The following is a 26,938-nucleotide window of genomic DNA, read 5'->3' as shown; positions in this document are numbered from 1 at the left end:
GCGGTCGAACGCCGGGTGAAGGCGGGGTGAGGTGAGGGTCACTTGGGTATCGGACGGGTGCCCCCTACCCTGCTACCCGTGATGGCACGGAAGGTGGTCTGGGGACCGGTCGCGGTAGGCGTCGGCCTCCTGCTGGGCGCGTGCGGCAAACCCCAGGCCTCGCCCACCCCGGTCCCGGTGCCGAGCATCACGCCGTCCCCGACGAGCCACTCGGTCCCGGCCAACGCCTCGATCTCGGTCCGCCCGGCCCCGACCACGGAGACGACAACGGTGGCCGCGACCACCGAACCACCCCCGCCCCCGCCCGCCCAGCCCCCGGCCCAGGTCCAGCCACAGCCGACCCAGGTCGAGCCCACCCAGCCGCCGTTGCGCGAGGTGGCCCTGCTGGGCTTCCCGTGCGACACGGAGGGCGAAACGGCGACGGACCCGGCGGGCAGGCCTCTGGTCTGCGAGAAGTCCCGCCGAGGCAAACTCTTCTGGGTCAGGCCCTAACCGGCGCGAAGCGCAGCTCTTCGCCGCGCGCCGGCTCGGCTTTCGCCTAAAGGATCGGCGCGGGGACGTATCCGGCGGCGGTCGGGTACTTCGCGAGCACGTCCTCCACTTGGGCGACGATGCTGGCCACCTGCTGCCCCGCCACGCCCGTGAACGACAACCGGTCGTCCAACAGCGCCTGCAACTCGTCCCGGTCCAGCGGCAACCGGGCGTCCGCCGCCAACCGGTCCAACAGGTCGTTGCCGGCACCCTGCTCACGCATGGCCAACGCCACCGCGACCGCGTTCTCCTTGATCGCCTCGTGCGCCGTCTCGCGCCCGACGCCCTTGCGCACCGCCGCCATCAGGACCTTCGTCGTGGCCAGGAACGGCAGGTAGCGGTCGAGTTCGTTCGCCACCACCGCCGGGTACGCGCCGAACTCGTCCAGCACCGTCAGGAACGTCTCCAGGAGCCCGTCGAAGGCGAAGAACGCGTCCGGCAGGGCCACGCGGCGCACGACCGAGCAGGAGACGTCACCCTCGTTCCACTGGTCGCCCGCCAGCTCGCCGACCATGGACAGGTAGCCGCGCAGGATGACCGCGAAGCCGTTCACGCGTTCGCACGAGCGCGTGTTCATCTTGTGCGGCATCGCGCTGGAGCCGACCTGGCCCGGCTTGAAGCCCTCGGTCACCAGTTCGTGGCCGGCCATCAGCCTGATCGTCTTGGCCAGGCTCGACGGGCCCGCCGCGAGCTGGACCAGGCACGAGACCACGTCGAAGTCCAGCGAGCGCGGGTAGACCTGGCCGACGCTGGTCAGCACGCGCTCGAAGCCGAGGTGGCCCGCGACGGTGCGCTCCAGCTCGGCCAGCTTGTCGTGGTCGCCGTCGAGCAGGTCGAGCATGTCCTGCGCCGTGCCGACCGGGCCCTTGACGCCGCGCAGCGGGTAGCGGGCGACCAGTTCGTCCAGCCGCCGGAAGGCGACCAGCACCTCGTCGGCCGCGGACGCGAAGCGCTTGCCCAGGGTGGTGGCCTGCGCGGCCACGTTGTGCGAGCGGCCGGCCATGACCAGGTCCGCGTGTTCGGCGGCGAGGCGGGCCAGGCGCGCCAGGACGGCGGCGGTCTTGCCGCGCACGTGCTCCAGCGAGCGCAGCACCTGGAGCTGCTCGACGTTCTCGGTCAGGTCGCGGGAGGTCATGCCCTTGTGGACGTGCTCGTGGCCGGCGAGGGCGTTGAACTCCTCGATGCGGGCCTTCACGTCGTGCCGGGTCACCCGCTCGCGCTCGGCGATCGAGGCGAGGTCGACCTGCTCGACGACCCGCTCGTAGTCGGCCACCGCGCCGTCCGGCACGGCGACGCCCAGCTCGGCCTGGGCCTTGAGCACCGCGAGCCACAGCTGCCGCTCCAGCACGATCTTGTGCTCGGCGGACCACAGCGTGGCCAGCTCGGTGGAGGCGTAGCGACCTGCGAGGACATTGGCGATCCTGGGCTTGCTCGTCACCGCCACAGGATAGTTGCCCACCGGGGTGCCGCCCGCCGCCAGCCACCCGCAGCCGACCACCGGCCACCCAACGCCGGCCACCCAACGCCGGCCGGCCGACGCAGCCGTCAGCCGGTCAGGGCGAGCATCGGGTCGGTGGCCAGGGTGACGAGCTGGTCCGGCGTGATCGGCGCCACCGGCTCCGCGCCGCTCCGGTCGTAGTCGTGCCCGGTGATCATCACGACCGTCCCGTCCAGGCGGAAGTGCGCGACCATGTGGGTGAACAGCTCGCGCTCCGGCGCGACCGACGACGCGACCTCCACGCGGCTGCCGTCCGGCTGGATCCGGGACGGGTCGCACTGGGCCGGTGCGCAGAAGGCCGCGCGCGTCACCACGACCGGCGGGCCGATCAGCTCGACCGTGAGGCTGGTGGTGCCGCGCTTGCCCGTGAGGAACACGTACCCGGTGACGTGGCCCCGGGTGAGCTTCCGGGTGTCGGAGAAGTCGACCTTCACGTCCGCCGTGTTCGGCACGACCTCCGTCACCCGCTTGGTCAGGTAGCCGCTCAGGTACTTCACGCCCTCCTCGACGGGCACCGGGGCCGGGGCGCTCACCGCCGACGGAGTCGGTTCGGGCCGCGCGGTCGTGGTCAGCACGCGGGCCGCGTCGACGGACCCGCGCGGGGGCGCGAGCACGCCGGGCAGCGCGAGCACCGTCCCGATCAGCGCGAACGTCGCCACACCCACCGCCACCAGCGCCCGACGGCGCCGGCGAAACGTCTCCGCGCGGGCGATCAGCAGGTCGGGGTCGAAGTTCAGCGGCGGCTCGTCCGCGACCGCCGCGTGCAGGCTCTCCCTCAGCTCCGCTTCGCTCATGACGCCACCACCGCCCCCGCTTCCAGTTGTTCCACCGCCGCGCGCAGCGCGACCAGCCCACGCGCCGTCTGGCTCTTGACCGTGCCCTCGGTGCACCCCATCGCCACCGCCACCTCGCTGACCGGCAGGTCCTCGAAGTACCGCAGCACGAGCACCGCCCGCTGCCGGGGCGGCACGCGCAGCAGGGCCGCGTGCACCAGGTCGCGCGCCCACAGCTTCTCCTCGGCCAGGTCGGGGTCGGCGGACGCGTCGGCCCGGTCGGGCACCTCCCCGTCGCGCTGCTCGGCCCGCCGCCACGGTCTGCGCTTCTCGTCCAGCCACGTCCGCAGCAGCACCTTGCGCGCGTAGGCGGAGGGGTTGTCCCGCCACTCGACGCGGTGCCACGCCTGGTAGAGCTTGAGCAGGCTCGCCTGCATCAGGTCCTCGGCCGTGTGCCAGTCGCCGCAGAACAGGTAGGCGGTGCGCCGCAGTGCGGCGGCGTGACCCACCGCGAACTCGCGGAAGCCCTGCTCGTCGGCCTTGCCCATCCGTACCCCTTCCGGACCCTCCACCACTTACACGAACGGGTGACCGGAGGGGTTGCACCGAGGGGTCAGCGCGGTTGCATGGCCTTGGCGAGCATGCGGCGCGCGGCGGCGCGGGGGTCGGGGCTGATCTCGATGAGGGCGTTGACCACCGCGCCGTCGACCAGGGCGATCAGCTCCTCCACGCGTTCGCGCCCGACGGGCTGGCCGGCGCGGGTGAAGATGTCCAGGAGCAGGCCGTGCAGCTCGCCGCTGAGCTTGCGCATCAACGGCCGCAGGTACGGGCGGCGGCCGGTGGCCACCAGGCGCTCGTAGCGCAGGAGCACGGCCTCGGCGTCGCGGTCGCCCGCCGGTGGGCCGAGCAGGAGGTCCAGCACCAGGTCGATGAAGGCCTCGCCGCCGCACTCGCCGGGGTCCAGCTCGTCCAGCCGCGCCTTGCCGTACTCCAGCTCGGCCCGGCCGTGGAACTCCAGGGCGGCCGTGACCAGCTCGTCCAGCGAGTCGAAGTAGTAGGTCGTGGACGCGAGCGGCAGGCCGGCGCGCTCGGCGACCGCGCGGTGCCGGACCGCGTCGAAGCCGCCGTCGACCAGGAGGCCGGCGGCGGCTTCGACCAGCGCCTGTCGACGGCGCTCGCCCTTGGGCGTTGCGGCAGTCATCGGGAGAAAGGTACTAGTGCCCGCCACCGGCCAGGTTCAGACCGATGACACCGCTCACGATGAGCCCCAGCGACACGAGCTTGAGCGTCGAGACGCCGTCGCCCAGCCACACCATGCCGATGACGGCGGTGAGCGCCGCGCCGATGCCGGTCCACACCGCGTACGCCGGTCCGGCGGGCAGCTGCTTCATCGCCCACGCCAGGCCCGCGAAGCTGACCAGCGCGAACACCGCGAACGCGACCGTCCACCACAGCCTGCTGAAGCCGTCGGAAAGCTTCAGCGCGACCGCCCAGCCGGCCTCGAACAAGCCGGACACGATGAGCACGGCCCACGCCATGACGACCACCTCCGAAGTAATCTGGCACAACCGTACCAAATTACTGGCACACCCGTACCAGATGGTGACCACCACAACCGGGTCAGAACCGCGCGGCGATCTCCCGCGCCAACTCGTCCAACTCCGCCGCGAACGGCGCGACCGACGACCCGGCCTCCGGCTCGCTCAGCACGTGCACCACGCCGGTCTTCGCCGGGCTCGACGCCTCGGCGGTCGCGCTCGACGACACGGTCAGCGTCCCCGGCGGCACCAGCACCACCGACACCACACCGGGGATCGAACCGTCGCGGACCAGGTAGGACGCGCCGCGCGACCCCGGCGGGCACTGCGCGGCGGCGGGCGCGGGCTGGAGGCCGTCGGCGGCCGGGAGCTTGTCGGCGAGGGCGACGGCAAGCTCCCGGTCCACCTCCTGGCACCCGGAGGTGCCACCGGGCGCGATGCGACCGGTCGTCCCCGACGTGCCGTCCCCCTGCGTAGACGGGTCGTCGGGGCCACTCTTGGGCAGCGCTTCGCCGCTCTGGTCGGCGTCCGCGCGCTGCTGTCCTTCCTGCGGAACCTCGAACGGGGTGAGGTTAGGGGACGGGGAGTCCTGAGCGGAACCCGCGGACGCCGTGAGCCCACCGGAGTCCTGCCGCGTGAGATCGGCCGTCACGAGGACACCGCCGAACAGCAGCACCACGGCCAGGGTGGACCCGAGCGCGAGCCGCGTCCGGCGCCGGGCGGTCACCCGCGCCGACTCGGCGCGCACGCTGCCCACGTCGAACGACGGCGGCGGCGCCGCACCGCCCGCGGCGTCGCGGAACAGCTCCGCGAGCTTGCGCTCGTCCACCTCAGCACCTCCCCTTCACGACGCGGGCCTCAGGTCGTCGATCGCGTCCCCCAGCGCCTCCCGCAGGGCTTCCAGCCCGCGCGAGGTCTGGCTCTTCACGGTCCCCTCGGAGCACCCGAGCACCTCGGCCGCGGCCGACACGTCCAGGCCCTCCAGGAACCGCAGCACGAGCACCGCCCGTTGCCGGGGCGGCACCCGCTTCAAGCCCGCGACCAGGGTCTCGCGCGTCGCCACCGCGTCGCCGACCTCCCCGTCGTGCGCGGGCGCGTCCGGGACGGAGTCCACGAACCGCTCGCGTCGCCAGGGGCGCCGCGACTCGTCGATCACCGCGCGCACCAGCGTCCGGCGGACGTACGCGTCCAGGGCCTGCTTGTCCCGGACCTTCCGCCACCTCCGGTGCAACGCGACGAACGCGGTCTGCGCGAGGTCGTCCGCCCGGTGCCAGTCGCCACAGAGCAGGAACGCCGTTCGGCGCACGGCCTCCCGGCGAGCTGCGAAGTACTCCGCGAACTCCTGCTCGTCGCGCTGATCCACGCGGACTCTCTCCGCTCGTCGTGCTTGCACCTACCGGACGGAACCGGGGCCACCAACGGTTGCACGCCCCTCGTCCGAGACTTGCGTCACCCCCATCGTGGTACCGGCGACCGGGCGCGGTAAGGCCTTGCCGCGTGTGATGTGATCCATTCGTGACCCAGCTCGCACCCCTGGACTTCCGGTCCGACACCGTCACCCGCCCCGACGAAGCCATGCGGCTGGCCATGTCCACCGCCGAAGTGGCCGACGACGTGCTCGAACACGACCCGACCATGCTCGCCCTGGAGGAGCGGGTCGCCGACCTGCTGGGCGTGGAGGCCGCCCTGTGGGTGCCGTCGGGGTCGATGGGCAACCTCATCGCGCTGACCGTGCACCTGCGGCCCGGCGACCGGTTCCTCGCCGCGCGCGGCGCGCACGTCCTGGACAACGAGCTGGGCACCGCCGCGTGGATCGCCGGCGGCATGCCGCACCCGCTGGAGTGGGACGCGCCCGGCCGGTTCACCGCGGACGCCGTGCGCGCGCGGCCGGCGCCGACGGCCCGTACTACTCGCTGCGCACGACCCTGCTGTGCCTGGAGAACACCCACAACGCGGCCGGCGGCACCGTCACCCCGCCCGACGAGCACGCCCTGCTGGTGTCGGCGGCCCGCGAGACGGGCCTGAAGGTGCACCTCGACGGCGCGCGGCTGTGGAACGCGTCGGTGGCGCTGGGCGTGCCGCCGGCGGCGCTGACGGTGGGCGTGGACACCGTGCAGGTGTGCCTGTCGAAGGGCCTGGGCGCGCCGGTCGGGTCGGTCGTGGCGGGCACGCGGGCGTTCGTCGCCGAGGCGCGGCGGGTGCGCAAGATGCTCGGCGGCGGCGTGCGGCAGGGCGGCGTGCTGGCGGCGGCGGGCCTGGTGGGCCTGGACCGCATCGACGACCTCGCCACCGACCACGCGAACGCCCGGGAGCTGGCGCGCGGCCTGGCCGAGCTGGGCTGGCAGGTGGTGGAGCCGGAGACCAACATCGTGCTGGCGGGCGTGCCGGACCTGGAGGTCACCCTGACCGGGCTGCGCCACCTGGGCGTGTTCGCCGGGCCGATGTCCGGGAAGGTGCGGTTCGTGCTGCACCGGGACGTGACGGCGGAGGACGTGGCGGAGGCGTTGCGGCGGATCGGGTCGGTCAGCTCGTGACCCGCTGGGTGGTGTTCGACTACGGCAACGTGCTCAGCGAGCCGCACACCGGCCTGGACGCGCTGGCGGGCGTGCTGGACGCGCCGGCGGACCGGTTCGAGGAGGTGTACTGGAGCTTCCGGCTCGCCTACGACCACGGGATGTCCGACCTGGAGTACTGGCGTTCGGTCGGCAAGGCGCTGGGCGTCGAGGTGTCCGAGGGGTTGGCCGCGGAGCTGAACCGGGCGGACTTCGCGGTGTGGCTGCGGGCGTCGCGGCCGGCGGTCGGGCTGGTGGCGGAGCTGGCGGCGGCCGGCGTGCCGCTGGCGCTGCTGTCCAACGCGCCGTCGTCGTTCGGGCGGGCGCTGGCCGAGCAGCCGTGGACGCGGCACTTCGACCACCTGGTGTTCTCGGGCGACCTCGGGGTGGCCAAGCCCGCGCCGGAGGTGTGGGCGTCGGTGGCGGAGCTGCTCGGGTCGTCGGACTGCGTGTTCTTCGACGACCGGCCGGAGAACGTGGCCGGGGCCGTCGAGGCGGGGTGGACCGGCGTGGAGTGGCGGGGCGCCGAGCACGCGCGGGAGGAGCTGGCCCGGCTCGGCGTGCTTTAGGGGTGGCGGGAAGCGCGCAGCTCGGCGCGCAGTTCGGCCAGCTCCGCCTTCACCGAGCGGAGTTCGGCCAGCGTGGCCTCCTCGGCCTCCGCGACCTGGTCCTCGACCCCGCTCAGCCGGTCGACCAGCCAGGACGCGATGGTGCCGGTGATGACACCGAGCAGCGCGATCCCGCCGATCATGAGCAGTGCGGCGACCAGCCGCCCCTCCCACGTGACGGGGTAGCGGTCGCCGTAGCCGACGGTGGAGATCGTGGTCAGCGTCCACCACGCGGCGTCGCCGAACGTCGTGATCGTCGCGTCCGGGTGGTTGCGCTCGGCGTCCAGCACGGCCAGCGACGCGCACAGCCCGACCAGCACGGTCACGCCCGCCGCGTACAGGCCGATGCGCTGCCGCACCTTGCCCGCGAACCGCCGGTTGAGCACCTTCAGGACGGTGATCAGCCGCAGCACCCGGAGCTGCCGGATCATCGGCAGCAGGACCGTGAGCAGGTCGAACAGGTGCGTGACGAAGAACCGCCGCTTGTCCACGGCCAGCGTGAACCGCGCGACGTAGTCCAGCGCGAACACCAGCCACACCGCCCACAGCACGAGTTCGAGCGCCAGGTGCAGCCCGCCGGTGGCCCGGTTGTCGAGCACCTGCCAGGCGTAGACGACCAGGAACACGACGGCCAGCACCGTCAACGGCCACTCGACCCGCCGCTCCCACCGGGTCAGCCGACGCTCATCACTGTCCAACACCGCCCCATGGTGACCGCCGGAGCAGCGGTTTTCCAACTAACGTGGCCCGTTGATGCCCTTCCGACCGCTGCTCTTGATCGCCCCGTAAGCGGCTGTGCCGAGGAACAGCACACCGCCGACGATCGCGAGCCAGAACAACCCCTTCACGACCGCGCCCACCAGGCTCAGCGCGACCCAGATCGCGAGCAGCCACAGGATTATCTTGACCATGCCCGGGACAACGGGCGGGCTGACCTGGGAGTTCCGCGTCACAGCCACGCCTTGAGCCGGCGCAGCGCCTCGCTCATGTCCTGCGCGCTGCCAGCGAAGGAGAACCGGACGAACTCGTGGCCGTGCACGGGGTCGAAGTCGATGCCGGGGACGATCGCCACGCCCGTGTCGGCGAGCAGCCGGCGGCAGAAAGCCATCGAGTCGTCGGTCACGTGCGAGACGTCGGCGTAGGCGTAGAACGCGCCGTCCGCCGGGGCGATCCGGGTGATGCCCAGGTCGTGCAGGCCGGCGAGGAGGACGTCCCGGTTGTGCCGGTACCCGTCGACCAGGGAGGCGGTGTACTCGTAGGACTCCGGCGTGAACGCCTGCACGGCCGCGTGCTGGGCCAGCGCCGGCGGGCACAGGGTGAAGTTGCCGGTGAGCCGGTCGGCGGCGGCGCGCAGGTCCGGCGGCATGAGCATCCAGCCCAGCCGCCAGCCGGTCATGGCGAAGGCCTTGGAGAACGAGTTCACGACGACCGAGTCGCGGGAGGTCTCCCACGCGCAGGCCAGGGGCGTGCCGTAGCTGATGCCGTGGTAGATCTCGTCGCTGATCAGCCGGGTGCCGTGGGCGGTGCACCAGGTCGCGAGGGCGGCGAGTTCGGCGGGGCTGAGCACGGTGCCGGTCGGGTTGGCGGGACTGGCGACGACCAGCCCGTCCAGCGGCCCGGCGGCGTCGAGCAGCTCCGTGGTCGGCTGGAACCGCGTCTCCGGCCCGCACGGCAGCTCGACGACCTCGCAGCCCAGCGCCCGCAGGATGTTCCGGTAGGCGGGGTACCCGGGCCGCGCGAGCGCCACCCGCGCGCCGCTGTCGAACGCGGACAGGAAGGCCAGCAGGAACGCGCCGGACGAGCCGGTGGTGACGACGACGTCGTCGGCGGTGACGTCGAGGTCGTACTGGCGGCGGTAGTGCCCGGCGAGCGCGGTCCGCAGTTCGAGGATGCCGAGCTGCTCGGTGTAGCCCAGCGGGTTGTGCCGCAACGCGTGCTCGGCGGCCCGCAGCACCGGCTCGGGCGCGGGACTGGACGGCTGGCCGGCGGCGAGCGACACGACGTCCCCGTGCGTCCGCTGCCGCTGGGCTGCGGCGGACACGATCTCCATGACGTGGAACGGCGGCACATCGGCCCGAGCGGCTACACCCAACATGGCCACAGGCTAATCCGCGCGCGCCGACAGGTGCCCCGGACGTCCACGCCCCCGCCCAGCCGCGACTCGGCGGCGGCTGAAGGAAGGCCGCCCGGATCGTCCGGTTTGCGCGCTCCCGTTATGCCGAGAGTTCATCCAGCAGCGCGGTCACCGCCGAGCGCAGCGCCGCCGGGTCGGTCGGGCCGTGGAAGTCCACGACGTCCGCCGCCCGCCTGCGGTGGCCCTCCGCGTCCAGCACGGCCGCGCCGAAGCGGCCCCGCAGGTCCGCGCCGCCGACGTGCCCGCCGCCCAGCACCGGCAGCAGCCCGACCAGGGCCGACGCCAGGTCCGACGCCACCTCTCGCACGGTCACGACAGCCCCGGTCAGGACGGCCAGCACGGTCCCGTTGCCCGCGGACGCGGCCAGCGCGCGCACCGCCGTGCTGCCGAACCCGAGTCTCAGGTCCGCCGCGCGCGGCGGGTTGGCGAGCAGCTTGAACGCCGCCCCCAGCCACGGGTCGAGTTCCGCGCCGCGCGCGAGGCCGGCGGCGGTCAGGTCGGTCCACGGCGCGGGGTCGTCCGCCACGTGCAGGACGATCGGCATCGCGCCGAGGTCGAGGTGGTCCCAGGCGGTGCGGAACGCGGCGGCGCTCATCGTCGCGGTGGTCACCAGACGTCACTCCCGGCTGACGGCGGGCCGTGGTGCCCGCAGGGGAGTTGACGCGGCGACCGCCGCCCGGGTTCCCGTCAGACCTCGTTGATCAGCTCCCACACGCAGGTGGCGAGGCGGGCGTTGTCGATCGGGGTGATCGTGGACCAGTCGCGGCCGTCCGAACTGGGGCGCACGAGGTGCAGGTAGCGGCCAGCCGGGGTGTCGTGCCAGGCGACGACGCGGCGCGCCCGGACCGGTGGGCCGCCGTGCTGCGCCCGTTCCGCGCCGAACTGGCCGCGCGTGCTCATGCCGTCGCACATGCCCGCCAGCTCCTGGGCGTCGCTGAGCGGCAACCCGTGCCGTTCCAGGGCGAGCACGAGCTTCTCGGCGTTGCGCCCGGCCTCGTCGGACGCGGCGCGCAGCACGTCGTTGGGCAGGCTGATGGACCGGCCGCGGCCCGCGGGCATCTCGCCGGTGACCGACACGGCCGCCTCGGCCAGCGCGCTGGCGCGGGCCTCGATCAGCCACACCTCGTCGCCGTCCACGACCGCGAGGACGGCCTCCTCACCCGAGGCGGCGGCCAGTCCCTTGATCTTGCGGCGGTCGACCCAGACCCAGATGTCCACCGCGACCTGCGGGTTGGCCAGCAGGGCGAAGGTGTCCGCCAGCTCGGGGACGAGCCTGCGCCCGCCGGCCAGCCCGCGCTGCTCCAGCGACCCCCACGCCTGCTCCACGAACCGCGCCCGCTCGGTGTGCGTGACACCGGGGCTGGGCACGTCGAGGGCGACGTTGCGCCGCTGGTGCCGTTCGGCCTCCCACGCGACGTCGAACTCCAGCGTGGACAGGACGACCGTGCCGCTCACTTCTTCTCGGGCTCGTCGCCGATGACCTGCTGCACGACCATGCGCTCGTCACCGAAGACGTCGTCGGAGTCCACGCCGTACTTGCGGATGTGCTCCGCGTCCTCCTCGCCGTCCTTGCCGCGCGGCGAGGCGGCGGCCTGCATCATCGACCCGGCCCCGGCCTTGCCCGCGGCGGCGCCGGCGGCGCCCCGGTTGCCCGGCACGCGCTCGTCGGGGTCGATGGCCCCGATGGTCGCGGAGATCCCGGCCTTCCCGGCCAACCCGCTCGCCCCGGGCACGCCACCCGGCATCCCCGGCTTGCCGCCCGAGGGCACCTTCCCGCCGTCCGGCTTGCCGCCACCACCGGGCGGAACCGGCGCGGACGGGTTGCGCACGACCCGGGCCCCCTTGGCGGTGGCCGCGAGCCCGGTCAACGTGGCCCCGGCCGCGAGCCCCAACCCGAGCCCGAGCCCGAGGTTGGAGGACCCGACCTTGCCCGGCAGCACCGGCGAGGCGCCGGGCGTCGGCACGGAAGTCGTCGGCGGCAGCACCCCGGTCGACCCGCCCGGCAACTGCGGCGGAACGGACACCTGCCCACCACCGGGCACCTGCGGCACCCCACCGGGCAGACCGCCCGGCACACCACCGGGCACCTGGCTGATCCCGCCCGCGGGCTGCTGCACCGGGGCGACGGGCGTGGCCACGGCGCTGGAGGCCGTGGTGACCTCGAACGACGGGGGCTTGTTCATGCCCTGGTACTGGTTGAGCGAGTCCCGACTGGCGTCGACGTACTGGTCGAACCCGCGGATGACCTGCTCGCGCGCGGCCTGGGTCTCCTTGACTTCCTTGGCGTGGTCGGTCTCGTAACCGAAGAAGCCGCCGGCGTCGTCCCAGAAGCTGGTCTCGGTGTCACCGGCGAGCTTGGACGCGTCGGGCATGCCGTTGCGGGAGTCGCTGTAGGCGTCACCTTGAACGGCGGTCGCCTTGGAGTTCCGCTCACCGGCTTCGGTGCCGGAAGTGGCGACCTCGGCGGTGTAGCTCACCTTCTCGTGACCGGCATCGCCCGCGGCGCCCTGCCACGAGTGGCCCATGGGGGCCAACAGGCCCCGGATGGTGTTGTCGACGGACTCCAGGCTCGCCGCGAGCTCGCGCAGCGCCTGCGAGGCCCGGCTGAACCGCTCGGCCGCGTTGCTCTGCGTGAACTGCTGCACCAACGACATGAGGCCGGGGTTGTCGAGGCCCTGGAACCGGTGATCCTTGAGCTGCTTGAAGTCGGTCACGGTGTTCCCCTCACTTCAAGGTCTGCAAGGTCGCGAGCGCCAACTCGGCACCCTTGGCGGCGTTCTGGCACATGACGTCCTGCGTGGTGTCGCGGCCGATCGGCAGGAACTGCACGAAGACGTGCTGGCCGTCGGCGACGTCGACCGCCACCGAGCAGTCCACGGAACTGGTGCCCTTGAAGGTGACCTGCTTGGCGGGGAAGCCGGCGACCTTCTTCTCGGCGATGTCGAGGTTGCCCGACGAGTTCCAGTAGTCGATGCCCTTGCCGGTCACCAGGTGCACCGCGTACGAGTACACCTTGGAGGCACCGGGGCCGGTCAAGAACGTGCAGGCCGGCGACTTCACACCCTCGACCACGTCCGACTGGTCGGGCTGGGTCACCACCGTGCCGAGTTGCTTCTGGTCGTTCGCGCTGAGGGCCTTGCACGGGTCGAGGCCGTCGAGCTTGATGTCCTTCGGGCGCTCGGAGGGCGCGGGCGTCGCCGACGTCTTCGAGCCCGCCGTCGTGGTCGCGGGAGTCGGGGTGCCGACCTGCCCGGTGGAGACGCAACCGGCGAGCGTCAGGGCCGAGAGCGCCACCACGGCGCTCCACTTAACGAGGCGCACCAGCGGCCCCCATCGCGGTGTTGATCTCTTCTTCGGTGAAGCCGTACTGCTCGGCCACCTTTCGGAGCTGCTCCGCGAGGCCGCTCAGGCTGGCGATGTACTCGTCCACGCGAGCCGCGTACGACTCCGGGTGCTGGAGCAGCCGGTCGTTCCACGCCTCGGCGATGTCCGCGTTCACCTCGTCCATGCCGTTGAGGTTGATCCGCATGCCACCCAGCGCCTTGGCGTAGGCGAGTTGGAGAAGGGACACCTGGTCCTGGATGACCTTGCCCATGGCCAGGACGTCGTCCTTGTCGACCTTGAAGTGCGTGCTGCCGCCCGGCGCGCCGGCCAGGGTGTCGTTGAGCCGCTTCTCCGCCGCGAACATGTCGCCGACCGCACGCCCGATGGCTCCACCCACGCCGGCGACGGCTCCCAGTAGGCCGTTCTCCTCCACCACGACGTCCATCCCCCGTACGGTCGGTAACGGATCGGTCCCGGTTCGCAGGCTACCAACGTGCGCGTGAGCCGGGTCTGAGGTTGGACGAACTCGACCGCCGTCCGGTTCCGGGCCGATCGTGGGCATGGTCGAGGCCCCGCGCACCCGGGAGCAGCGCGGGGCCAGGGACCAACGCCTGGATCAGGGGACTTCGATCTCGCCGTTCGCCGCGCGCAGCGCGATGTCGGTGCGGTGGTGGGAGCCGGTCAGGTGGACGGCGGATACGCGGCGGTAGGCGTCTGTGCGGGCGTCGGCCAGGGTTTCGCCGGTGCCGACCACGGACAGCACCCGGCCGCCCGTCGAGACCACCGCGCCGTCCTCGCGACGACGGGTGCCGGCGTGCAGGACGCCTTCCGCCTCGCCGCCCGTCACGACGTCGCCCGTGCGCGGCCGGCCGGGGTAGCCCTCGGCGGCCAGGACGACGGTCACCGCGTAGCCCTCGGACCACTCCAGCGCGCCGACGCCCGCCAACGCGCCCGTCGAGGCGGCCAGGAACAGGCCGGCCAGCGGGGTCTTCAGGAGCGCGAGCACGGCCTGGGTTTCCGGGTCGCCGAACCGGCAGTTGAACTCGATGACCTGCGGCCCGGTCGAGGTCAGGGCCAGGCCCGCGTACAGCAGGCCGGTGAACGGCGTGCCGCGGCGCGCCAGCTCGTCGACCACGGGCTGCACGCACGTCGACACGATCGTGTCCACCAGGTCGGCGGGGGCCCAGGGCAGTGGCGCGTAGGCGCCCATGCCGCCGGTGTTGGGGCCCGAGTCGCCGTCGCCCACGCGCTTGAAGTCCTGCGCGGGCAGCAGCGGCACCACCGACACGCCGTCGGTCAGGCAGAACAGGGACACCTCGGGGCCGTCCAGGAAGGACTCCAGCAGCACCGGGTGGCCGTGGTCGAGCAGGGTCATGGCGTGGGCGCGGGCCGTGTCGCGGTCGGAGGTGACCACCACGCCCTTGCCGGCCGCCAGGCCGTCGTCCTTGACCACCCAGCGCGGGCCGAAGTGGGTCAGGGCGGCGTCCAGGCGGGCCGGGTTGTCAACGACCTCGGACGTGGCCGTGGGCACCCCGGCCGCCTGCATGACGTCCTTCGCGAACGCCTTGGAGCCCTCGATGCGGGCCGCCGCGGCGGACGGGCCGAAGCAGGGGATCCCGGCGGCGCGCACGGCGTCCGCCGCACCCGCCACCAGGGGCTGCTCCGGCCCGACCACGACGAGGTCGGCGTTCCACTCCTTGGCCAGCGCGGCGACCGCCGCCGGGTCGCCCACGTCGACACCGTAGATCTCGGCCGCGCCCGCGATCCCGGCGTTGCCGGGAGCGCAGGCCAGCGCGACGACCGCCGGGTCGCGCGACAAGGCGAGGACAAGGGCATGTTCACGGGCGCCGGACCCGATGACCAGGACACGCACGGTGGGCCAGCCTAGATGACGCGGCGGGTCAGCCGCCGAACGCGTCCAGCGAACCCGCGTGCAGCGGCACCGGGTCGGTCATCGCGGCCTTCTCCTTGATGATGTCCTTGGCCGCCGGGTGGATCTTCTCCAGGTCCGTCTTCTTGTCGAAGACGAGCTTGGTGATGGCGCACGCGTTGGCGTCCGGGAAGTCGGCCTTCACCAGCAGCAGGTTCGGCACGACGACGGTCGGGATGTCCGCCGGCTGCCCGTAGGTGGCGGCCGGGATGGTGCCCTTGTCGTAGACCGAGTTGATCTCCTTCAGCTTCTGCAGCTGCGGGGTGATGTCGAGGAACTTGACCTGGTCCTTCAGCGACGTGGTGATGTCGGTGATCTGCGCGGTGGGCAGGCCGCCGGACCAGATCAGGCCGTCCAGGCTGCCGTCCTTCATGCCGTCCGCGGTCTTGGCCAGGTCGAGGCGCTGCGCCTGGACGTCCTTCTCCGGGTCGAGGCCGGCGGCGGTGAACAGGCGGTTGGAGATCACCTCGGTGCCGGACTTGGGCGAGCCGGTGGAGATCCGCTTGCCCTTCATGTCGGCGATCGAGTTGATGCCGCTGGACGCGCGCACCAGCACCTGCGTGTAGTTCGGGTACAGGCGGGTCAGCGCCTGGACCTTCTGCGGCTTGCCGTCGAACGCGCCCTTGCCGTTCACGGCGTCGGCGGCGGTGTCGGCCAGCGAGAACGCCATGTCGTAGTCGCCCGCGACGAGCTGCTGGATGTTCTGCACCGACGCGCCGGTCTCGGCCGCGGTGGCCTTGAGCTTGGTGTTGTCGCTGATCAGCTTGGCCAGGCCACCGCCGACGACGTAGTAGACGCCGCCGGAGTTGCCGGTCGCGATGGTGATCCGACCGTCGGCCGCCTCGCACGCCGCGGTGCCGGAGCCGGTGTCCGCGGCCTCGCGCTTGCCGCCACAACCGGCGGCGACGAGCGCCACCGCCAGGACGGCGACGGGGACCTTCCAGCTACGCATGGTGTTCCTTTCGCATCTTCGGCAGGAGCAGGTGCACGGCCACCGCGGCGACGAGGAACCCGATGCCGACGGCGATCGTGACCGGTTGCAGGTAGAGCAGGGCGACGGCGGCGGGGATGCACAGCACCCGCTCGGGCCACGCCGCCTGGTGGACGAGCCACCCGCCGGTGACCACGGCGAGCGCCGCGACCCCCAGCGCCGAGGCGGCGAAGACCCAGAGCGAGTCCAGCGCCGACGAGCGCAGCAGCAGGGCCGCGCCGTCGTCGGTCAACACGAACGCGAGCGGCACGAGGAACGCGGGCAGCGTGTACTTCCACGTCCGCCACATCGTCTTCATGACGTCGCCGCCGGTGATGGCGGCGGCGGCCACCGCGGCGAGCGCCGTCGGCGGCGTCACCTCGGACAGCACCGCGTAGTAGAAGATGAACATCGCGGTCTCTTCGCGGGCCACGCCCAGCTCCACCAGCGCGGGCCCGATCACGACCCACGAGATGATGAAGGACGCGGTCACCGGCACGGCGAGCCCGAGCACACTCACCGCGACCGCGGCCAGCACGACGGTCACGAACAGCACGACCGACGGGTTGGACGAGATCAGACCGGCGATGTCGACCAGCGCGGAGGCCAGTTCCTGCCCCAGGCCGGTCTTGGTGATGGTCGAGGTGATCACGCCGGCCGCCGCGCACACCGCGATCACCGGCAGCGCGCTGCGCACCCCGGTGGACAGCGAGTCGAGGATGGTCCGCCCCCAGGTACGGACATCCCCCTTGTGCGCGATCAACGCGAACAAAGCCGCGACCCCCGACGCGTACACCACGGCCGAGTAGACCGGGATGTCCAGCGCGAGGAAGACGACGATCACCCCGAGCGACAGGAAGTGGTACCCGCCGCGCTTGAGCAGCACCCACGGACTCGGCGCGTCGATGTCCACGGGCTTGGCCCCGAACCGCCGCGCGTCGATCTCCACGGCGAGCGCGATGCCCAGGTAGTACAGGAGGGTCGGCAGGATCGCCCAGATCAGCACCTGGAGGTACGAGGCCTCCAGGTACTCGGCGATGATGAACGCCGCCGCGCCCAGCGTGGGCGGCGACAGGATCGCCCCGATGCCCGACGCGGCCAGCAACCCGCCCGCGCTCTCCTTCGGGTAACCGGCTTTCTTGAGCATCGGCCAGGTGACCGCGCCCAACGAGACGGTCGTGGCCGTGCCGGACCCCGACACGGTCCCCAACAGGAACCCGGCGGTGGCGGCGGTGCGCCCCGGCGCGGTCCGCGACTTGCGGAACGCCGAGAAGCTGATGTCCACGAAGAACGTCCCGGCCCCGGACGCGTTGAGCACGGCGCCGTAGATCGTGAACAGCACGATGTAGGTGGCGGCCACGTCCAACGGCGTCCCGTAGAACCCGGTCGCGTCGTTGTAGAACCCGTTGATGATCTGCGCGAAGTCCACACCGGCGTGCGAGATCGCCCACGCGGGCGGCAGGTACCCGCCGTAGTAGGCGAACGCGACGAACCCGACGCACACCAGCGGCAACACCCACCCGGTGGTCCGCCGGCACGCTTCGAGGACCAGGAACAGCAGGATCGACCCGGCGACGACATCGAGGTCGGTCAACTGCCCCTGCCGGTCGAGGAACGCGTCGAACCCGCCGAACAACGGGTACGCCCCGACCGCGAACGCCAGCACGGCGAGCGTCCAGTCCAGCGGCCCTGGGTCGTCGGCCCCGCCCTTGCGCGGCCGGTAGCAGAGGAACACCAGCGGCAACGTGACGGCGAGGAAGATCACCAGGTAGTACTGCCCGCCCTTGGCGAACGGCCAGAACACCTGCTTGAGCACCAGCAGGGCCGCCAACAACCCGGCGACCCAGATGCCCAACTCCCACCGCCGCGACAACGACCGCGAGGGCCGTTCCTCGTCGTACTCGGCGATCAGTTCGGCGACATCAGCCTGTGGCTTCGTCGACACGCGCACTCCTTCGTGTCGCGCAGGGATCATGCGCTCCAGAAGCTACTTGTGGTCGCTCTCACAGCCATAGACCCACCATCTAAAGGGACTGTAAAGACCGTCGCCAGCCCCTCCACCCCCGCGCCCAACCACATCCCCGGACACCGCGAACGAGGTTCTTCGCGCGAAGCGCGGACACGGGCCTCCGCCAGGTCACGACCCAACCCGGGCTTCTTGCTCGTGTCATCTCCGTATGGCCTGCCCGAAGGGCTACCGCACTTTTGGTCGGGTGCGGCCGAATTTTTTGTGAGGGACGAGCAAAAAATTTAGCGGCACCCGGCCAAAAGTGTGGTTGGCTCCGCCAGGCCATACGGAGATGGCACGGGCAAGAAGCCCCCGCCTTTTCTTTGCTTTTGTGTCATCTTTGGCGGCCTGCCCGCCGGCGAGGCTCTTTTCATCTTTTCAAGCTTTTTACAACAGCGCTTCGCTCTCCAATCAGCACGCGCTTCGCGCTGGTCAACGCGCTGACGCGCTCTCAAGATCAAAAGCAGGCTGGGGAGGCCTCCAGTGGGGAGGGAAGGGCGTCGTGTTCCCCACCGCATGACCTGGCGGAGCCAACCACACTTTCCGGAGGTCGGCCTGAAAACTTTTTGCTCGTTCCTCGCAAAAACTTTTGAGTCCGACCCCCGAAAAGCGCGGTAGCCCTTCGGGCAGGCCATACGGTGGGGAACACGAGGCCCCTCCCGTGGTTGGTGGCCAACCCGCCGCGCGGAGCGCGGCGAAAGGCTTGCCGCTGCGCGGCGAAAAGCGCGCGACCGGGCAGCCGGGAAGTCTGCTCAGCGGCGCGAAAGGGATGGCATGAGGCCGTGCGACCGGTTTCGATGAGACGGTCGGACGATTCCGGGGGCCGTGTCGGTGAAAACTGAGGACCGGTTGTCCCAACCGGACTAGACCACTCGGCCGTCCTCATAGCACCAGCGCCAGTCCTCACCGGGCTCGAACGACTTCATCACCGGGTGACCCTCGGCGTGGAAGTGGGCCGTCGCGTGTCGCCTCGGGCTGGAGTCGCAGCACGCCACGTGCCCGCACGTCAGGCACATCCGCAGGTGGGCCCAGTTGTGTTCGCCCGACGACAGGCAGTCCGCGCAGCCCTCCGTCGTGTCCGGGGACACCGTCTGGGGCAGCGTGGCGAGGTGAGGACAGGTCATGCGGGCCATCATCACGCAAGATTGCGCCATGCACGGACCGGAACTCCTGCTCCTCCTCGTCGGCGCGCTGCTGGTCACCGCCGCCGCCAAGCGGCTCGGGTGGTCGGCGCCGCTCGTGCTGGTCGCCGCCGGGCTCGCGGTGTCGTTCATCCCCGGGTTGCCGGAGTTCGCGCTCGAACCCGAGCTGATCCTCGTGCTGGTCCTGCCGCCGCTGCTCTACTCGGCGGCGCTGGACAGCTCGTACCACAACATCCGGGCCAACCTCCGGCCCATCGGGCTGCTCGCCGTGGGCCTGGTGATCGCCACGACGATCGGGGTCGGGTGGGTCGCGCACCTCGTCCTGCCGGAGCTGTCCGTCCCGGCCGCGCTCGTCCTGGGCGCGGTGGTCGCGCCGCCGGACGCCGTGGCCGCCGTCGCGATCGGACGGCGGCTCAACCTGCCTCGGCGGACGATGACACTGCTGACCGGGGAGAGCTTGATCAACGACGCCACCGCGCTGACCGTCTACAAGGTCGCGGTCGCGGCGACGCTCGGGGTCACGGCCACCTGGGTCGACGGGCTGCGCACGTTCGTGATCGGCGCGGGCGGCGGGGTGGCGATCGGGTTGACCATCGGGATGGGGGTCCGGTGGATCCGGACCCGGCTGGACGACGGCGTGATGGAGAGCGCGCTGGGCATGCTGGTGCCGTTCGGCGCGTACCTGTTCGCGGAGGAGCTGGGCTCGTCCGGCGTGCTCGCCGTCGTGGTCGCCGGGCTCTACATCGGCCACTACGCGCCGCGCAGCTCGTACTACACGCGCCTGCAGGACACAGCCGTGTGGCGGTCGGTGGACGTGCTGCTGGAGTCGTTCGTCTTCGCGTTGATCGGCCTCCAGCTCAAGACGACCGTGGCCGACGTGGACGTGACCACCGGGCTGGTCGTGGCCGCCGCCTGGATCCTGGCGGCCACGATCCTGGTGCGGTTCGTGTGGATGTACCCGGCCGCGTACATCCCGCGCTTCCTGTCCAAGCGCGTCCGCACCCGCGAGAAAGCGCCCGGGTGGCGCGGCATCACCGTGCTGTCGTGGGCGGGGATGCGGGGTGTGGTGTCGTTGGCCGCCGCGTCCGCGTTGCCGCTCGACCTGCCCGGTCGGGACGTGATCGTGTTCTGCGCGTTCGTCGTGACCGTCGGGACGCTGCTGCTGCAAGGGCTCACCCTGCCGTGGGTCATCCGGAAGTTGGGCGTCCGGGGCGACGAGGAGCGCGCGGACGCCTTGGCGGAGGCCCAGGTGCAGCACGCCGCCGCCCAGGCCGCCGTGCACCGGCTGGACGAGCTGGTCGACGAGGGCGACCGCACGCCCGACCACGTCGTCGAACGGCTGCGCGTGCTGGCCGAGCACCGCGGCAACGCGGCCTGGGAACGCCTGGGCCGCCAGGAGGAGGAGAGCCCGGCCGCGTCCTACCGCCGGCTGCGCCGCACGATGCTGGAGGCCGAGCGCGAGGTCTTCATCGAGGCCCGGGACAGCGGGCGGATCGACGACGAGGTCCTGTTCCGCGTGCTGCGCGAGTTGGACCTGGAGGAAGCGGCCATGTCGCGAGAGTGACGACCCACCACGCATTCACCGTGACGCCGCCTGCCCTTCACCCTACGGTGACCGAGAGGTCGCGGTGCGCAACGAGGCTGCGCCGCGTCTGGTTCGCGAACAGGGAGGTCGGCGATGGTGCGGACGAGGATCGTCGGGGCGGCGCTCGCGGCGCTCGCGGTGGCCGGGGTGGTGACCGTGTCGTCGGCGTCGGCGCAGAGCGACGTGGCCGGGGCGCACAAGCCGAAGGGGCCGATCGTCATCGGTCACCGCGGCGCGTCGGGCTACCGCCCGGAGCACACGCTCGCGGCGTACGAGCTGGCGGCGCGCACGGGCGCGGACTACGTCGAGCCCGACCTGGTGTCCACGAAGGACGGTGTGCTGGTCGCCCGGCACGAGAACGAGATCGGCGGCACCACCGACGTCGCCGCCAAGCCGGAGTTCGCGGGCCGCAAGACCACCAAGGTCGTCGACGGCGCGTCGATCACCGGCTGGTTCACCGAGGACTTCACCCTGGCTGAGCTGAAGACGTTGCGCGCCAAGGAACGCATCCCGGAAATCCGCCCGCGCAACACCCTCTACGACGGCCGCTACGAGGTGCCGACGCTGCAGGAGGTCATCGACCTGACCCGCCGCCTGTCCCGCGAGCTGGGCCGGGACATCGGCATCTACCCGGAGACCAAGCACCCGACCTACTTCCAGGACATCAAGCTCGCCCTGGAGCCCAAGCTGGTCGACGTGCTCAACCGCAACGGCCTCAACCGGCACAACGCCAAGGTGTACGTGCAGTCGTTCGAGGTGGCCAACCTCAAGGAGCTGCGCAAGTCCCTGCGCGTCCCGCTGGTGCAGCTGATCAACTCCTCCGGCGCGCCGTACGACTTCGTCAAGGCCGGTGACAAGCGCACCTACAGCGACCTGGTCACGCCGGACGGCCTGCGCGAGATCCGCACCTACGCCCACGGCGTCGGCGCGGCCAAGGACCGGATCATCCCCCGCAACGCGCAGGGCTTCCTCCAGTCCCCGACCACGCTCGTCCGCGACGCCCACACCCGCGGCCTGATCGTGCACGCCTGGACGTTCCGCAACGAGAACGCGTTCCTGCCGGCCGACTTCCGCACCTCGACCGACCCGGCCGCGTACGGCCGCGCGTTCGAGGAGTACGCGAAGTTCTACGCCACCGGCCTGGACGGCGTGTTCGCCGACAACCCGGACACCGCCGTCGAGGCCCGCTCGACCCGCTGACGAGGTCCGTCCCGCAAGGCGGGCGGCGGTGCAGCGGGGCGGGTTGCCCGAGGACGTGAAGACGCGGCCTGCTCGATGTCGAGCAGGCCGCGTTCCGGTTCTCCGCCGGGCGTCAGGCCAGCATGTCGTGGCGCACGATCGTCTGGTCGCGGCCCGGGCCCACGCCGATCGCCGAGATCCGGGCGCCCGAGATGGACTCCAGGTGCTCGACGTAGGCACGCGCGTTGGCGGGCAGCTCCTCGAACGTGCGGCAGTGGCTGATGTCCTCGAACCAGCCCGGCAGCTCCTCGTACACCGGCACGGCGTGGTGCACGTCGGTCTGCGTCATCGGCATCTCGTCGACGCGCTCGCCGTCGATCGTGTAGCCCACGCACACCGGCACCTTCTCCAGGCCGGACAGCACGTCGAGCTTGGTGAGGAAGTAGTCGGTGATGCCGTTGACCCGCGAGGCGTAGCGGGCGATCACGGCGTCGAACCAGCCGGTGCGCCGGGAGCGGCCCGTGGTGACGCCGAACTCGCCGCCGGTCTTGCGCAGGTGCTCGCCCATGTCGTCGTTGAGCTCGGTCGGGAACGGACCGGAGCCGACGCGCGTGGTGTAGGCCTTGAGGATGCCGATCACGGTGGTGATCCGGGTCGGGCCGATGCCCGAGCCCGCGCTCGCGCCGCCCGAGGTCGGGTTGGACGACGTGACGAACGGGTAGGTGCCGTGGTCGACGTCGAGCAGGGTGCCCTGCGAGCCCTCCAGCAGCACCGTCTCGCCGCGGTCCAGCGCGTTGTTGAGCAGCAGGCGGGTGTCGGCGATGCGGTCGGTGAACTTCGCGCCGTGCTCCAGCACCGCGTCCACGACCTGCTCGGGGTCCAGCGCCTTGCGGTTGTAGACCTTGACCAGCACCTGGTTCTTGAAGTCCAGGGCGGCCTCGACCTTCTGCCGCAGGATCTTCTCGTCCAGCAGGTCCTGCGCGCGGACGCCGACGCGGGCGATCTTGTCCTGGTAGCACGGACCGATGCCGCGGCCGGTGGTGCCGATCTTGGCCTTGCCCAGGTACCGCTCGGTGACCTTATCGATCGCCACGTGGTAGGGCATGATCAAGTGCGCGTCCGCGGAGACCAGCAGGCGCGAGGTGTCCACGCCCTGCTTCTCCAGGCCGTCCAGCTCCTCCAGCAGCACTCCGGGGTCCACCACGACGCCGTTGCCGATGACGCTGGTCACGCCGGGCGTGAGGATGCCGGAGGGGATGAGGTGCAGGGCGAACTTCTTGCCGTCGGGCAGCACGACGGTGTGCCCGGCGTTGTTGCCACCCTGGTAGCGGACGACCCACTGGACCCGTTCGCCGAGCAGGTCGGTCGCCTTGCCCTTGCCCTCATCGCCCCACTGGGCGCCGATCAGCACTACGGCCGGCATGTGAAACTCCAAGCGGTTCGACGGGTCAAGAGCGTGACGGACCAGCCGTCACTTGCCGGTGGTTGAGGGTAGACCAGGAGATGAACGTGCGCGGAATCGTGTTGGCCTGCGGAAACTCGCAGTCGCCAATGATCACTGACGGTGACCGGTTCGAGGTGCGCCAGGTGGCCGCACGCCCGGGAAAGGCCGAGGTGGACCCGGTTCTGGCCGATCTGGGTGACCGACGTCTCATCGTCCACGGCACGGACGCCGACCTCAACGCGGTCGTCCTGCGCCTGCTGCGCACCGAGCGCCTGGCCGAGGTCGCGGTGGCCTACGTGCCCGCCTCGCCCGACTCCGACGTGGCCCGCCTGTGGGACCTGCCGACCGATCCCGGCCGCGCCCTCGACCTCGCCCTGTCGGGCGACCCCGACCGCGTGTCGCTCGTCCGGGACGACGTCGGCGGCGTCCTGGTCGGCAAGGGCTCGCTCGGGCCGGTGCGCGGGGTCGGCTACGCGGACGACACGGTCGTGCTGCGCGGGCAGGCGAGCCGCATCGAGGTCGTGCCGGACAACGAGCTGGGTCTTGCGGTGAGCGTGATCCACAAGCGGCTCTTCACCAAGAAGGTGACCACGACCGCCGGCCGCGCGTTCCAACTCGGTTGCTTGCCCGTGCAGGTGAACCTGGACGGCGTCGCCCACCCGCGCCCGATGAACAAGTGGACCTGGTACCGCCACACGGAGGATCTTCGCCTCATTCGCGGAGTGCACTGACAAAGCGTTTTCCCTTAAGCCACAAGCGTGTCACCCAAAGGCATTGTGATCGCCGGACAATTGACCCAAGGTGATTCCGACAGCTTCCAACTAGGAAGGTCGGAATCATGTCAACGGTCAACAACCCTGCCCGTTTTTCGATCACCCTGCTCCTGGCTGGTGCGCTCACCCTCGGCCTGACCGCCCCCGCCCAGGCCACTCCGCCCGACATCCCCAGCACCGCCACGGCGAGTTCGGAACTGGCGGCGCTGACGGTCGCGTCCGAGGGCTCCATGACGGGCTACTCGCGTGACCTGTTCCCGCACTGGACCACCGTCTCGGGCACCTGCAACACCCGGGAGACGGTCCTCAAGCGCGACGGCACGAACGTGGTGACCGACTCGAACTGCGCCGCCACCTCGGGCCGCTGGTACAGCCCGTACGACGGCGCGACCTGGAGCGCCGCGTCGGACGTGGACATCGACCACATCGTGCCGCTGGCGGAGGCGTGGCGGTCGGGCGCGTCGTCGTGGACCACGTCCCGCCGCCAGTCCTTCGCCAACGACCTGTCCGGCCCGCAGCTGATCGCGGTGACCGACAACGTCAACCAGGCCAAGGGCGACCAGGACCCGGCGCTGTGGAAGCCGCCGCTGACGTCGTACTGGTGCACGTACGCGAAGATGTGGGTACACACCAAGTACCGGTGGGGCCTGAAGGTGAACTCCGCCGAGAAGACCGCGTTGCAGTCGATGCTCGGAAGGTGCTGATGGCCGACTACTCGTCCCCTTTCGTGGCGGGCCCGGGCGGCGTGATGACCGACGAGGTCGGCGTGATCACGGGCCGATTGGAATTGCGCACCACCCTCGCCAACGGGGTGGTCCGCGCGAAAGTCCGCTACGAAGGCGCTGACGAGTGGTACGCCATCACCGGCGCGTCCTGCCGATTGGCGGATCAACGCGACCACGCGGCGATCCACCAGGTCCTGCTGGGCGTCCTGGACCGCCCGCTCGGGTGACCCGTCGGGGGCGCTTCGCGGCGCCCCCGACGGGTCAGCCCCCGTTCCCGCGGCTCAACGGGGGCAGCGCCTCGACCGCCTCCGCGCGGGTCAACCCGGTGGCCTGCAACAGGTCCACCGCCACCGACCGGACCTGGGCGAGCACCACCTTGGTGGAGAAACCCTCCCCGCCCAGCTGCCGGGCCGTGGCCACCGCCGCCGCGTCCCGCACCGCGGCGCGGGCCCGCCGCGGCTCCTCACCCCGGGCCAGCTCCGCCCGCAGCACCTCGACCGCGGACGCGTACTGGCGCAACACGTCCGGCAGCACGGCGGGCATCTTCTCGTTGTCCCGCAAGGCGGCCAGCGCGCGTCGGGCCAGCACCCTGGTGTTGCGCAACGCGTAGTCCACCGGTGCCGCGACGGCTTCGTAGCGCTTCAGGTCACCGCGTTTGCGCCACCGGATCGGCGCGATGGTCGCGATCTCGCCACCGGTCTGCAAGGCGGTTCTGAAGTCGTCCACGGCTTCCTGGCTGTCGCGCAGCCGCGCGAGCACGCCGGCGGCCTGCACCGCGTCGCCGTCGGCCACCGCGTCCGCGACCCCGCGCAGGGCCGTGGCCAGCTCGCCGAAGACGGCCTTGCCCTGCCGGTGCGCGACGGTCAGCGGGTTGGCCGGGAGCAGCGCCGCCACGGCCAGGCCGACGAGCCCGCCGACCAGGGCGTCCACCATCCGGTCGAGGCCGCCGCCGGCGCTGGGCGGCAGCAGCGTCGCGACCAGCACGGCCGAGGAGCCGGACTGCAACGCGATCACCGCGCCACCGTCGAGCAGCACGGCGGTGGACATGGCCAGCGCCACGACCAGCGCGATCTGCCACGGGCCGGAGCCGATCACGGAGATCAGCACGTCCCCGACGCCGACGCCGACCGACACGCCGACGACCAGCTCCACGACCCGCCGCAGCCGCTGCCCGAGCGACACGCCCAGGCAGACGACGGCGGCGATGGGCGCGAAGAAGGGATGCGCGTGCCCGACCACGGTGGTCGCGACGAACCACGACAGCCCGGCGGCGAGCGCGGCCTGCACGATCGGCAACGCCGTGCCCTGCCACCGCTTCAGCCGGCGCGCCAACTCCGCCCGCACCCGCCCGCCGGAAGCCGAGCCGCCGGAAGCCGAGCCGGTGCCGGCACCAGGCGGGCCGCCGCGAGCCGCGTCGCCGCCGCCCGGACCGCCGCCGGCACCGGCCGAGCCGCTGGGCGAGCTGCCGGAAGCCGGGCTGCCGGGTGTCGGGTCACCGCGGGTCGAGCCGTCGCGAGCCGGGCCGTGTTCGTCGCCCGCGCGCCGGTCCTCCACGCGCCCGGCCCGTCGTCAGGCGAGGCCGAGGGCGGCCGGGGCGGCCGGGTCGCTGTCGGTCAGGAACTTCTTGCAGCGCTCGTACTCCTCCGTCTCGCCGATCTCGTCGGCCGCCCGGGCCAGCGCCGCCAGCGCCCGCAGGAAGCCCTGGTTCGCGCGGTGCGACCACGGCACCGGGCCGAAGCCCTTCCAGCCGGCGCGGCGCAGTTGGTCCAGGCCGCGGTGGTAGCCGGTGCGGGCGAAGGCGTAGCCGGCGATCGGGTCGCCGGTCTGCAGCGCCCGTTCGGCGAGCAGCGCCCACGCCTCGCTGAAGTCGGGGTACGCGCGGACGATCTTGGCCGGGTCGGTGCCCGCCTCGGCGGCGGCCTGCGCCTCGGGCCGGTCGGGCAGCAGCGTGGGGTCGGGACCGAGCAGGTTCTCCATGCGCTCAGGATAGGAATACGCGGGCCGCGGTAGCGACCACTGCCAGCACGAGCGCCGACACGACGACCCCGGCGACGACCTTCTTGCCCATCCACGACTCCTCGGGCTCTCAGCGAACTCTCAGGGCCGCACTGTTCCGTGCTACACCGAAAAGAGCAACGAAGCTCACCCGATAGCGGTAACAAAACCGCGAACGTGCTGGTCGCCCCCATCCCTTAGGGGACAAATCGGTAAAGACCAGGGTGGT

Annotated in this window: 29 protein-coding genes and 1 pseudogene; 8 read left to right on the top strand and 22 right to left on the bottom strand. The window is 71.7% G+C overall.

Annotated elements, in window-relative coordinates; all coding sequences use genetic code 11:
* Window positions 1–78 precede the first annotated feature (78 nt).
* Window positions 79–492: a hypothetical protein gene (locus ABD126_RS12970; protein WP_343934017.1), complete on the top strand. Its 414-nt coding sequence runs from the start codon at window positions 79–81 to the stop codon at window positions 490–492.
* Window positions 493–538: 46 nt separating this feature from the next.
* Here the strand turns inward: ABD126_RS12970 and purB are convergent, their stop codons facing one another.
* The 7 genes from purB to ABD126_RS12935 all read right to left on the bottom strand — a co-directional run bounded on the left by purB (window position 539) and on the right by ABD126_RS12935 (window position 5,703).
* Window positions 539–1,969: an adenylosuccinate lyase gene (gene purB, locus ABD126_RS12965; protein ID WP_343934016.1), complete on the bottom strand. Its 1,431-nt coding sequence runs from the start codon at window positions 1,967–1,969 to the stop codon at window positions 539–541.
* A gap of 107 nt (window positions 1,970–2,076) precedes the next feature.
* Window positions 2,077–2,823: a hypothetical protein gene (locus ABD126_RS12960; RefSeq protein ID WP_343934015.1), complete on the bottom strand. Its 747-nt coding sequence runs from the start codon at window positions 2,821–2,823 to the stop codon at window positions 2,077–2,079.
* Complete coding sequence (locus ABD126_RS12955; protein WP_343934014.1) at window positions 2,820–3,350, bottom strand: RNA polymerase sigma factor; 531 nt, start codon at window positions 3,348–3,350, stop codon at window positions 2,820–2,822. The genes ABD126_RS12960 and ABD126_RS12955 overlap by 4 nt, the downstream gene beginning before the upstream one ends.
* Window positions 3,351–3,415: 65 nt before the next feature.
* On the bottom strand, window positions 3,416–4,003 hold the full coding sequence (locus tag ABD126_RS12950) for a TetR/AcrR family transcriptional regulator (RefSeq protein WP_343934013.1): 588 nt from the start codon (window positions 4,001–4,003) through the stop codon (window positions 3,416–3,418).
* Window positions 4,004–4,016: 13 nt separating this feature from the next.
* On the bottom strand, window positions 4,017–4,340 hold the full coding sequence (locus ABD126_RS12945) for a DMT family transporter (protein WP_309109800.1): 324 nt from the start codon (window positions 4,338–4,340) through the stop codon (window positions 4,017–4,019).
* An 82-nt stretch (window positions 4,341–4,422) separates the two neighbouring features.
* A complete protein-coding gene (locus ABD126_RS12940; RefSeq protein WP_343934012.1) occupies window positions 4,423–5,169 on the bottom strand; it encodes a hypothetical protein in 747 nt (248 codons plus the stop codon).
* A 15-nt stretch (window positions 5,170–5,184) separates the two neighbouring features.
* Entirely contained in the window at window positions 5,185–5,703 is a 519-nt protein-coding gene (locus ABD126_RS12935; RefSeq protein WP_343934011.1) for a SigE family RNA polymerase sigma factor, read from the bottom strand.
* 212 nt (window positions 5,704–5,915) lie between these two features.
* Between ABD126_RS12935 and ABD126_RS12930 the strand changes: the two are divergent.
* Window positions 5,916–6,874, top strand: a pseudogene (locus ABD126_RS12930) (threonine aldolase family protein).
* Entirely contained in the window at window positions 6,871–7,461 is a 591-nt protein-coding gene (locus tag ABD126_RS12925; protein WP_343934010.1) for an HAD family hydrolase, read from the top strand. Before ABD126_RS12930 ends, ABD126_RS12925 begins: the two are co-directional and overlap by 4 nt.
* Here the strand turns inward: ABD126_RS12925 and ABD126_RS12920 are convergent.
* The 12 genes from ABD126_RS12920 to ABD126_RS12865 all read right to left on the bottom strand — a co-directional run bounded on the left by ABD126_RS12920 (window position 7,458) and on the right by ABD126_RS12865 (window position 18,990).
* Window positions 7,458–8,201, bottom strand: coding sequence for a potassium channel family protein (locus ABD126_RS12920; RefSeq protein WP_343934009.1), 744 nt, complete (start codon window positions 8,199–8,201; stop codon window positions 7,458–7,460). The two genes, ABD126_RS12925 and ABD126_RS12920, sit on opposite strands and share 4 nt — an antisense overlap.
* A gap of 36 nt (window positions 8,202–8,237) precedes the next feature.
* Complete coding sequence (locus ABD126_RS12915) at window positions 8,238–8,411, bottom strand: hypothetical protein (RefSeq protein ID WP_343934008.1); 174 nt, start codon at window positions 8,409–8,411, stop codon at window positions 8,238–8,240.
* A 38-nt stretch (window positions 8,412–8,449) separates the two neighbouring features.
* Window positions 8,450–9,595, bottom strand: coding sequence for a pyridoxal phosphate-dependent aminotransferase (locus ABD126_RS12910; RefSeq protein WP_343934007.1), 1,146 nt, complete (start codon window positions 9,593–9,595; stop codon window positions 8,450–8,452).
* 118 nt (window positions 9,596–9,713) lie between these two features.
* Window positions 9,714–10,244 carry an ESX secretion-associated protein EspG gene (locus tag ABD126_RS12905; protein WP_343934006.1) on the bottom strand — a complete coding sequence of 177 codons (531 nt, stop codon included), beginning with the start codon at window positions 10,242–10,244 and terminating at the stop codon, window positions 9,714–9,716.
* Between the two features lie 77 nt (window positions 10,245–10,321).
* The gene (locus tag ABD126_RS12900; RefSeq protein WP_343934004.1) at window positions 10,322–11,089 is read right to left on the bottom strand and encodes an ESX secretion-associated protein EspG; all 768 of its coding nucleotides are present in this window, start codon (window positions 11,087–11,089) and stop codon (window positions 10,322–10,324) included.
* Window positions 11,086–12,348 (bottom strand): hypothetical protein, encoded by a 1,263-nt coding sequence (locus tag ABD126_RS12895; protein ID WP_343934003.1) that lies wholly within the window; start codon window positions 12,346–12,348, stop codon window positions 11,086–11,088. The genes ABD126_RS12900 and ABD126_RS12895 overlap by 4 nt, the downstream gene beginning before the upstream one ends.
* Before the next feature lie 10 nt (window positions 12,349–12,358).
* The gene (locus ABD126_RS12890; RefSeq protein WP_343934002.1) at window positions 12,359–12,955 is read right to left on the bottom strand and encodes a DUF3558 domain-containing protein; all 597 of its coding nucleotides are present in this window, start codon (window positions 12,953–12,955) and stop codon (window positions 12,359–12,361) included.
* Window positions 12,942–13,403, bottom strand: a complete 462-nt coding sequence (locus tag ABD126_RS12885) for a hypothetical protein (RefSeq protein ID WP_343934001.1) — start codon at window positions 13,401–13,403, stop codon at window positions 12,942–12,944. The genes ABD126_RS12890 and ABD126_RS12885 overlap by 14 nt, the downstream gene beginning before the upstream one ends.
* Window positions 13,404–13,574: 171 nt before the next feature.
* Window positions 13,575–14,831 carry a phosphoribosylamine--glycine ligase gene (gene purD, locus ABD126_RS12880; RefSeq protein WP_343934000.1) on the bottom strand — a complete coding sequence of 419 codons (1,257 nt, stop codon included), beginning with the start codon at window positions 14,829–14,831 and terminating at the stop codon, window positions 13,575–13,577.
* A gap of 28 nt (window positions 14,832–14,859) precedes the next feature.
* On the bottom strand, window positions 14,860–15,840 hold the full coding sequence (locus ABD126_RS12875) for a TAXI family TRAP transporter solute-binding subunit (RefSeq protein ID WP_343933999.1): 981 nt from the start codon (window positions 15,838–15,840) through the stop codon (window positions 14,860–14,862).
* Window positions 15,833–17,833 carry a TRAP transporter permease gene (locus ABD126_RS12870; RefSeq protein WP_343933998.1) on the bottom strand — a complete coding sequence of 667 codons (2,001 nt, stop codon included), beginning with the start codon at window positions 17,831–17,833 and terminating at the stop codon, window positions 15,833–15,835. Before ABD126_RS12870 ends, ABD126_RS12875 begins: the two co-directional genes overlap by 8 nt.
* A gap of 896 nt (window positions 17,834–18,729) precedes the next feature.
* A complete protein-coding gene (locus tag ABD126_RS12865; protein WP_343933997.1) occupies window positions 18,730–18,990 on the bottom strand; it encodes a UBP-type zinc finger domain-containing protein in 261 nt (86 codons plus the stop codon).
* Between the two features lie 28 nt (window positions 18,991–19,018).
* On the opposite strand from ABD126_RS12865, the gene ABD126_RS12860 reads away from it, so the two are divergent.
* Both ABD126_RS12860 and ABD126_RS12855 read left to right on the top strand, forming a co-directional pair.
* The gene (locus ABD126_RS12860; protein ID WP_343934223.1) at window positions 19,019–20,572 is read left to right on the top strand and encodes a Na+/H+ antiporter; all 1,554 of its coding nucleotides are present in this window, start codon (window positions 19,019–19,021) and stop codon (window positions 20,570–20,572) included.
* 114 nt (window positions 20,573–20,686) lie between these two features.
* Complete coding sequence (locus tag ABD126_RS12855; protein WP_343933996.1) at window positions 20,687–21,793, top strand: glycerophosphodiester phosphodiesterase; 1,107 nt, start codon at window positions 20,687–20,689, stop codon at window positions 21,791–21,793.
* Between the two features lie 112 nt (window positions 21,794–21,905).
* On the opposite strand, the gene ABD126_RS12850 is transcribed toward ABD126_RS12855, so the two are convergent.
* Window positions 21,906–23,195 (bottom strand): adenylosuccinate synthase, encoded by a 1,290-nt coding sequence (locus ABD126_RS12850; protein WP_343933995.1) that lies wholly within the window; start codon window positions 23,193–23,195, stop codon window positions 21,906–21,908.
* Window positions 23,196–23,323: 128 nt separating this feature from the next.
* Here ABD126_RS12850 and ABD126_RS12845 point away from each other — a divergent pair, with 128 nt between their 5' ends.
* The 3 genes from ABD126_RS12845 (at window position 23,324) to ABD126_RS12835 (ending at window position 24,941) form a co-directional block, all read left to right on the top strand.
* Window positions 23,324–23,947 (top strand): hypothetical protein, encoded by a 624-nt coding sequence (locus tag ABD126_RS12845; protein WP_343933994.1) that lies wholly within the window; start codon window positions 23,324–23,326, stop codon window positions 23,945–23,947.
* Window positions 23,948–24,054: 107 nt separating this feature from the next.
* Window positions 24,055–24,693, top strand: a complete 639-nt coding sequence (locus ABD126_RS12840) for an HNH endonuclease family protein (protein ID WP_343933993.1) — start codon at window positions 24,055–24,057, stop codon at window positions 24,691–24,693.
* Entirely contained in the window at window positions 24,693–24,941 is a 249-nt protein-coding gene (locus tag ABD126_RS12835) for a hypothetical protein (protein WP_343933992.1), read from the top strand. Before ABD126_RS12840 ends, ABD126_RS12835 begins: the two co-directional genes overlap by 1 nt.
* Before the next feature lie 34 nt (window positions 24,942–24,975).
* Here the strand turns inward: ABD126_RS12835 and ABD126_RS12830 are convergent, their stop codons facing one another.
* Window positions 24,976–26,268: an FUSC family protein gene (locus ABD126_RS12830; protein WP_343933991.1), complete on the bottom strand. Its 1,293-nt coding sequence runs from the start codon at window positions 26,266–26,268 to the stop codon at window positions 24,976–24,978.
* A gap of 15 nt (window positions 26,269–26,283) precedes the next feature.
* Window positions 26,284–26,691, bottom strand: a complete 408-nt coding sequence (locus ABD126_RS12825; RefSeq protein WP_343933990.1) for a DUF3151 domain-containing protein — start codon at window positions 26,689–26,691, stop codon at window positions 26,284–26,286.
* Window positions 26,692–26,938: the final 247 nt, after the last annotated feature.

It is taken from the genome of Saccharothrix mutabilis subsp. mutabilis, assembly GCF_039521145.1.
Classification (GTDB): Bacteria; Actinomycetota; Actinomycetes; order Mycobacteriales; family Pseudonocardiaceae; genus Actinosynnema; species Actinosynnema mutabilis.
This window is presented reverse-complemented; position numbering and strand designations above follow the sequence as displayed.

Bases quoted from the DNA above. Each gene is read 5' to 3' on its own strand.
- ABD126_RS12960 (WP_343934015.1), bottom strand. From the start codon at position 2,823: ATGAGCGAAGCGGAGCTGAGGGAGAGCCTGCACGCGGCGGTCGCGGAC.
- ABD126_RS12955 (WP_343934014.1), bottom strand. From the start codon at position 3,350: ATGGGCAAGGCCGACGAGCAGGGCTTCCGCGAGTTCGCGGTGGGTCAC.
- ABD126_RS12950 (WP_343934013.1), bottom strand. From the start codon at position 4,003: ATGACTGCCGCAACGCCCAAGGGCGAGCGCCGTCGACAGGCGCTGGTC.
- ABD126_RS12945 (WP_309109800.1), bottom strand. From the start codon at position 4,340: ATGGCGTGGGCCGTGCTCATCGTGTCCGGCTTGTTCGAGGCCGGCTGG.
- ABD126_RS12915 (WP_343934008.1), bottom strand. From the start codon at position 8,411: ATGGTCAAGATAATCCTGTGGCTGCTCGCGATCTGGGTCGCGCTGAGC.
- ABD126_RS12910 (WP_343934007.1), bottom strand. From the start codon at position 9,595: ATGTTGGGTGTAGCCGCTCGGGCCGATGTGCCGCCGTTCCACGTCATG.
- ABD126_RS12885 (WP_343934001.1), bottom strand. From the start codon at position 13,403: ATGGACGTCGTGGTGGAGGAGAACGGCCTACTGGGAGCCGTCGCCGGC.
- ABD126_RS12875 (WP_343933999.1), bottom strand. From the start codon at position 15,840: ATGCGTAGCTGGAAGGTCCCCGTCGCCGTCCTGGCGGTGGCGCTCGTC.
- ABD126_RS12870 (WP_343933998.1), bottom strand. From the start codon at position 17,833: ATGATCCCTGCGCGACACGAAGGAGTGCGCGTGTCGACGAAGCCACAG.
- ABD126_RS12865 (WP_343933997.1), bottom strand. From the start codon at position 18,990: ATGACCTGTCCTCACCTCGCCACGCTGCCCCAGACGGTGTCCCCGGAC.
- ABD126_RS12860 (WP_343934223.1), top strand. From the start codon at position 19,019: ATGCACGGACCGGAACTCCTGCTCCTCCTCGTCGGCGCGCTGCTGGTC.
- ABD126_RS12855 (WP_343933996.1), top strand. From the start codon at position 20,687: ATGGTGCGGACGAGGATCGTCGGGGCGGCGCTCGCGGCGCTCGCGGTG.
- ABD126_RS12850 (WP_343933995.1), bottom strand. From the start codon at position 23,195: ATGCCGGCCGTAGTGCTGATCGGCGCCCAGTGGGGCGATGAGGGCAAG.
- ABD126_RS12845 (WP_343933994.1), top strand. From the start codon at position 23,324: ATGATCACTGACGGTGACCGGTTCGAGGTGCGCCAGGTGGCCGCACGC.
- ABD126_RS12840 (WP_343933993.1), top strand. From the start codon at position 24,055: ATGTCAACGGTCAACAACCCTGCCCGTTTTTCGATCACCCTGCTCCTG.
- ABD126_RS12835 (WP_343933992.1), top strand. From the start codon at position 24,693: ATGGCCGACTACTCGTCCCCTTTCGTGGCGGGCCCGGGCGGCGTGATG.
- ABD126_RS12825 (WP_343933990.1), bottom strand. From the start codon at position 26,691: ATGGAGAACCTGCTCGGTCCCGACCCCACGCTGCTGCCCGACCGGCCC.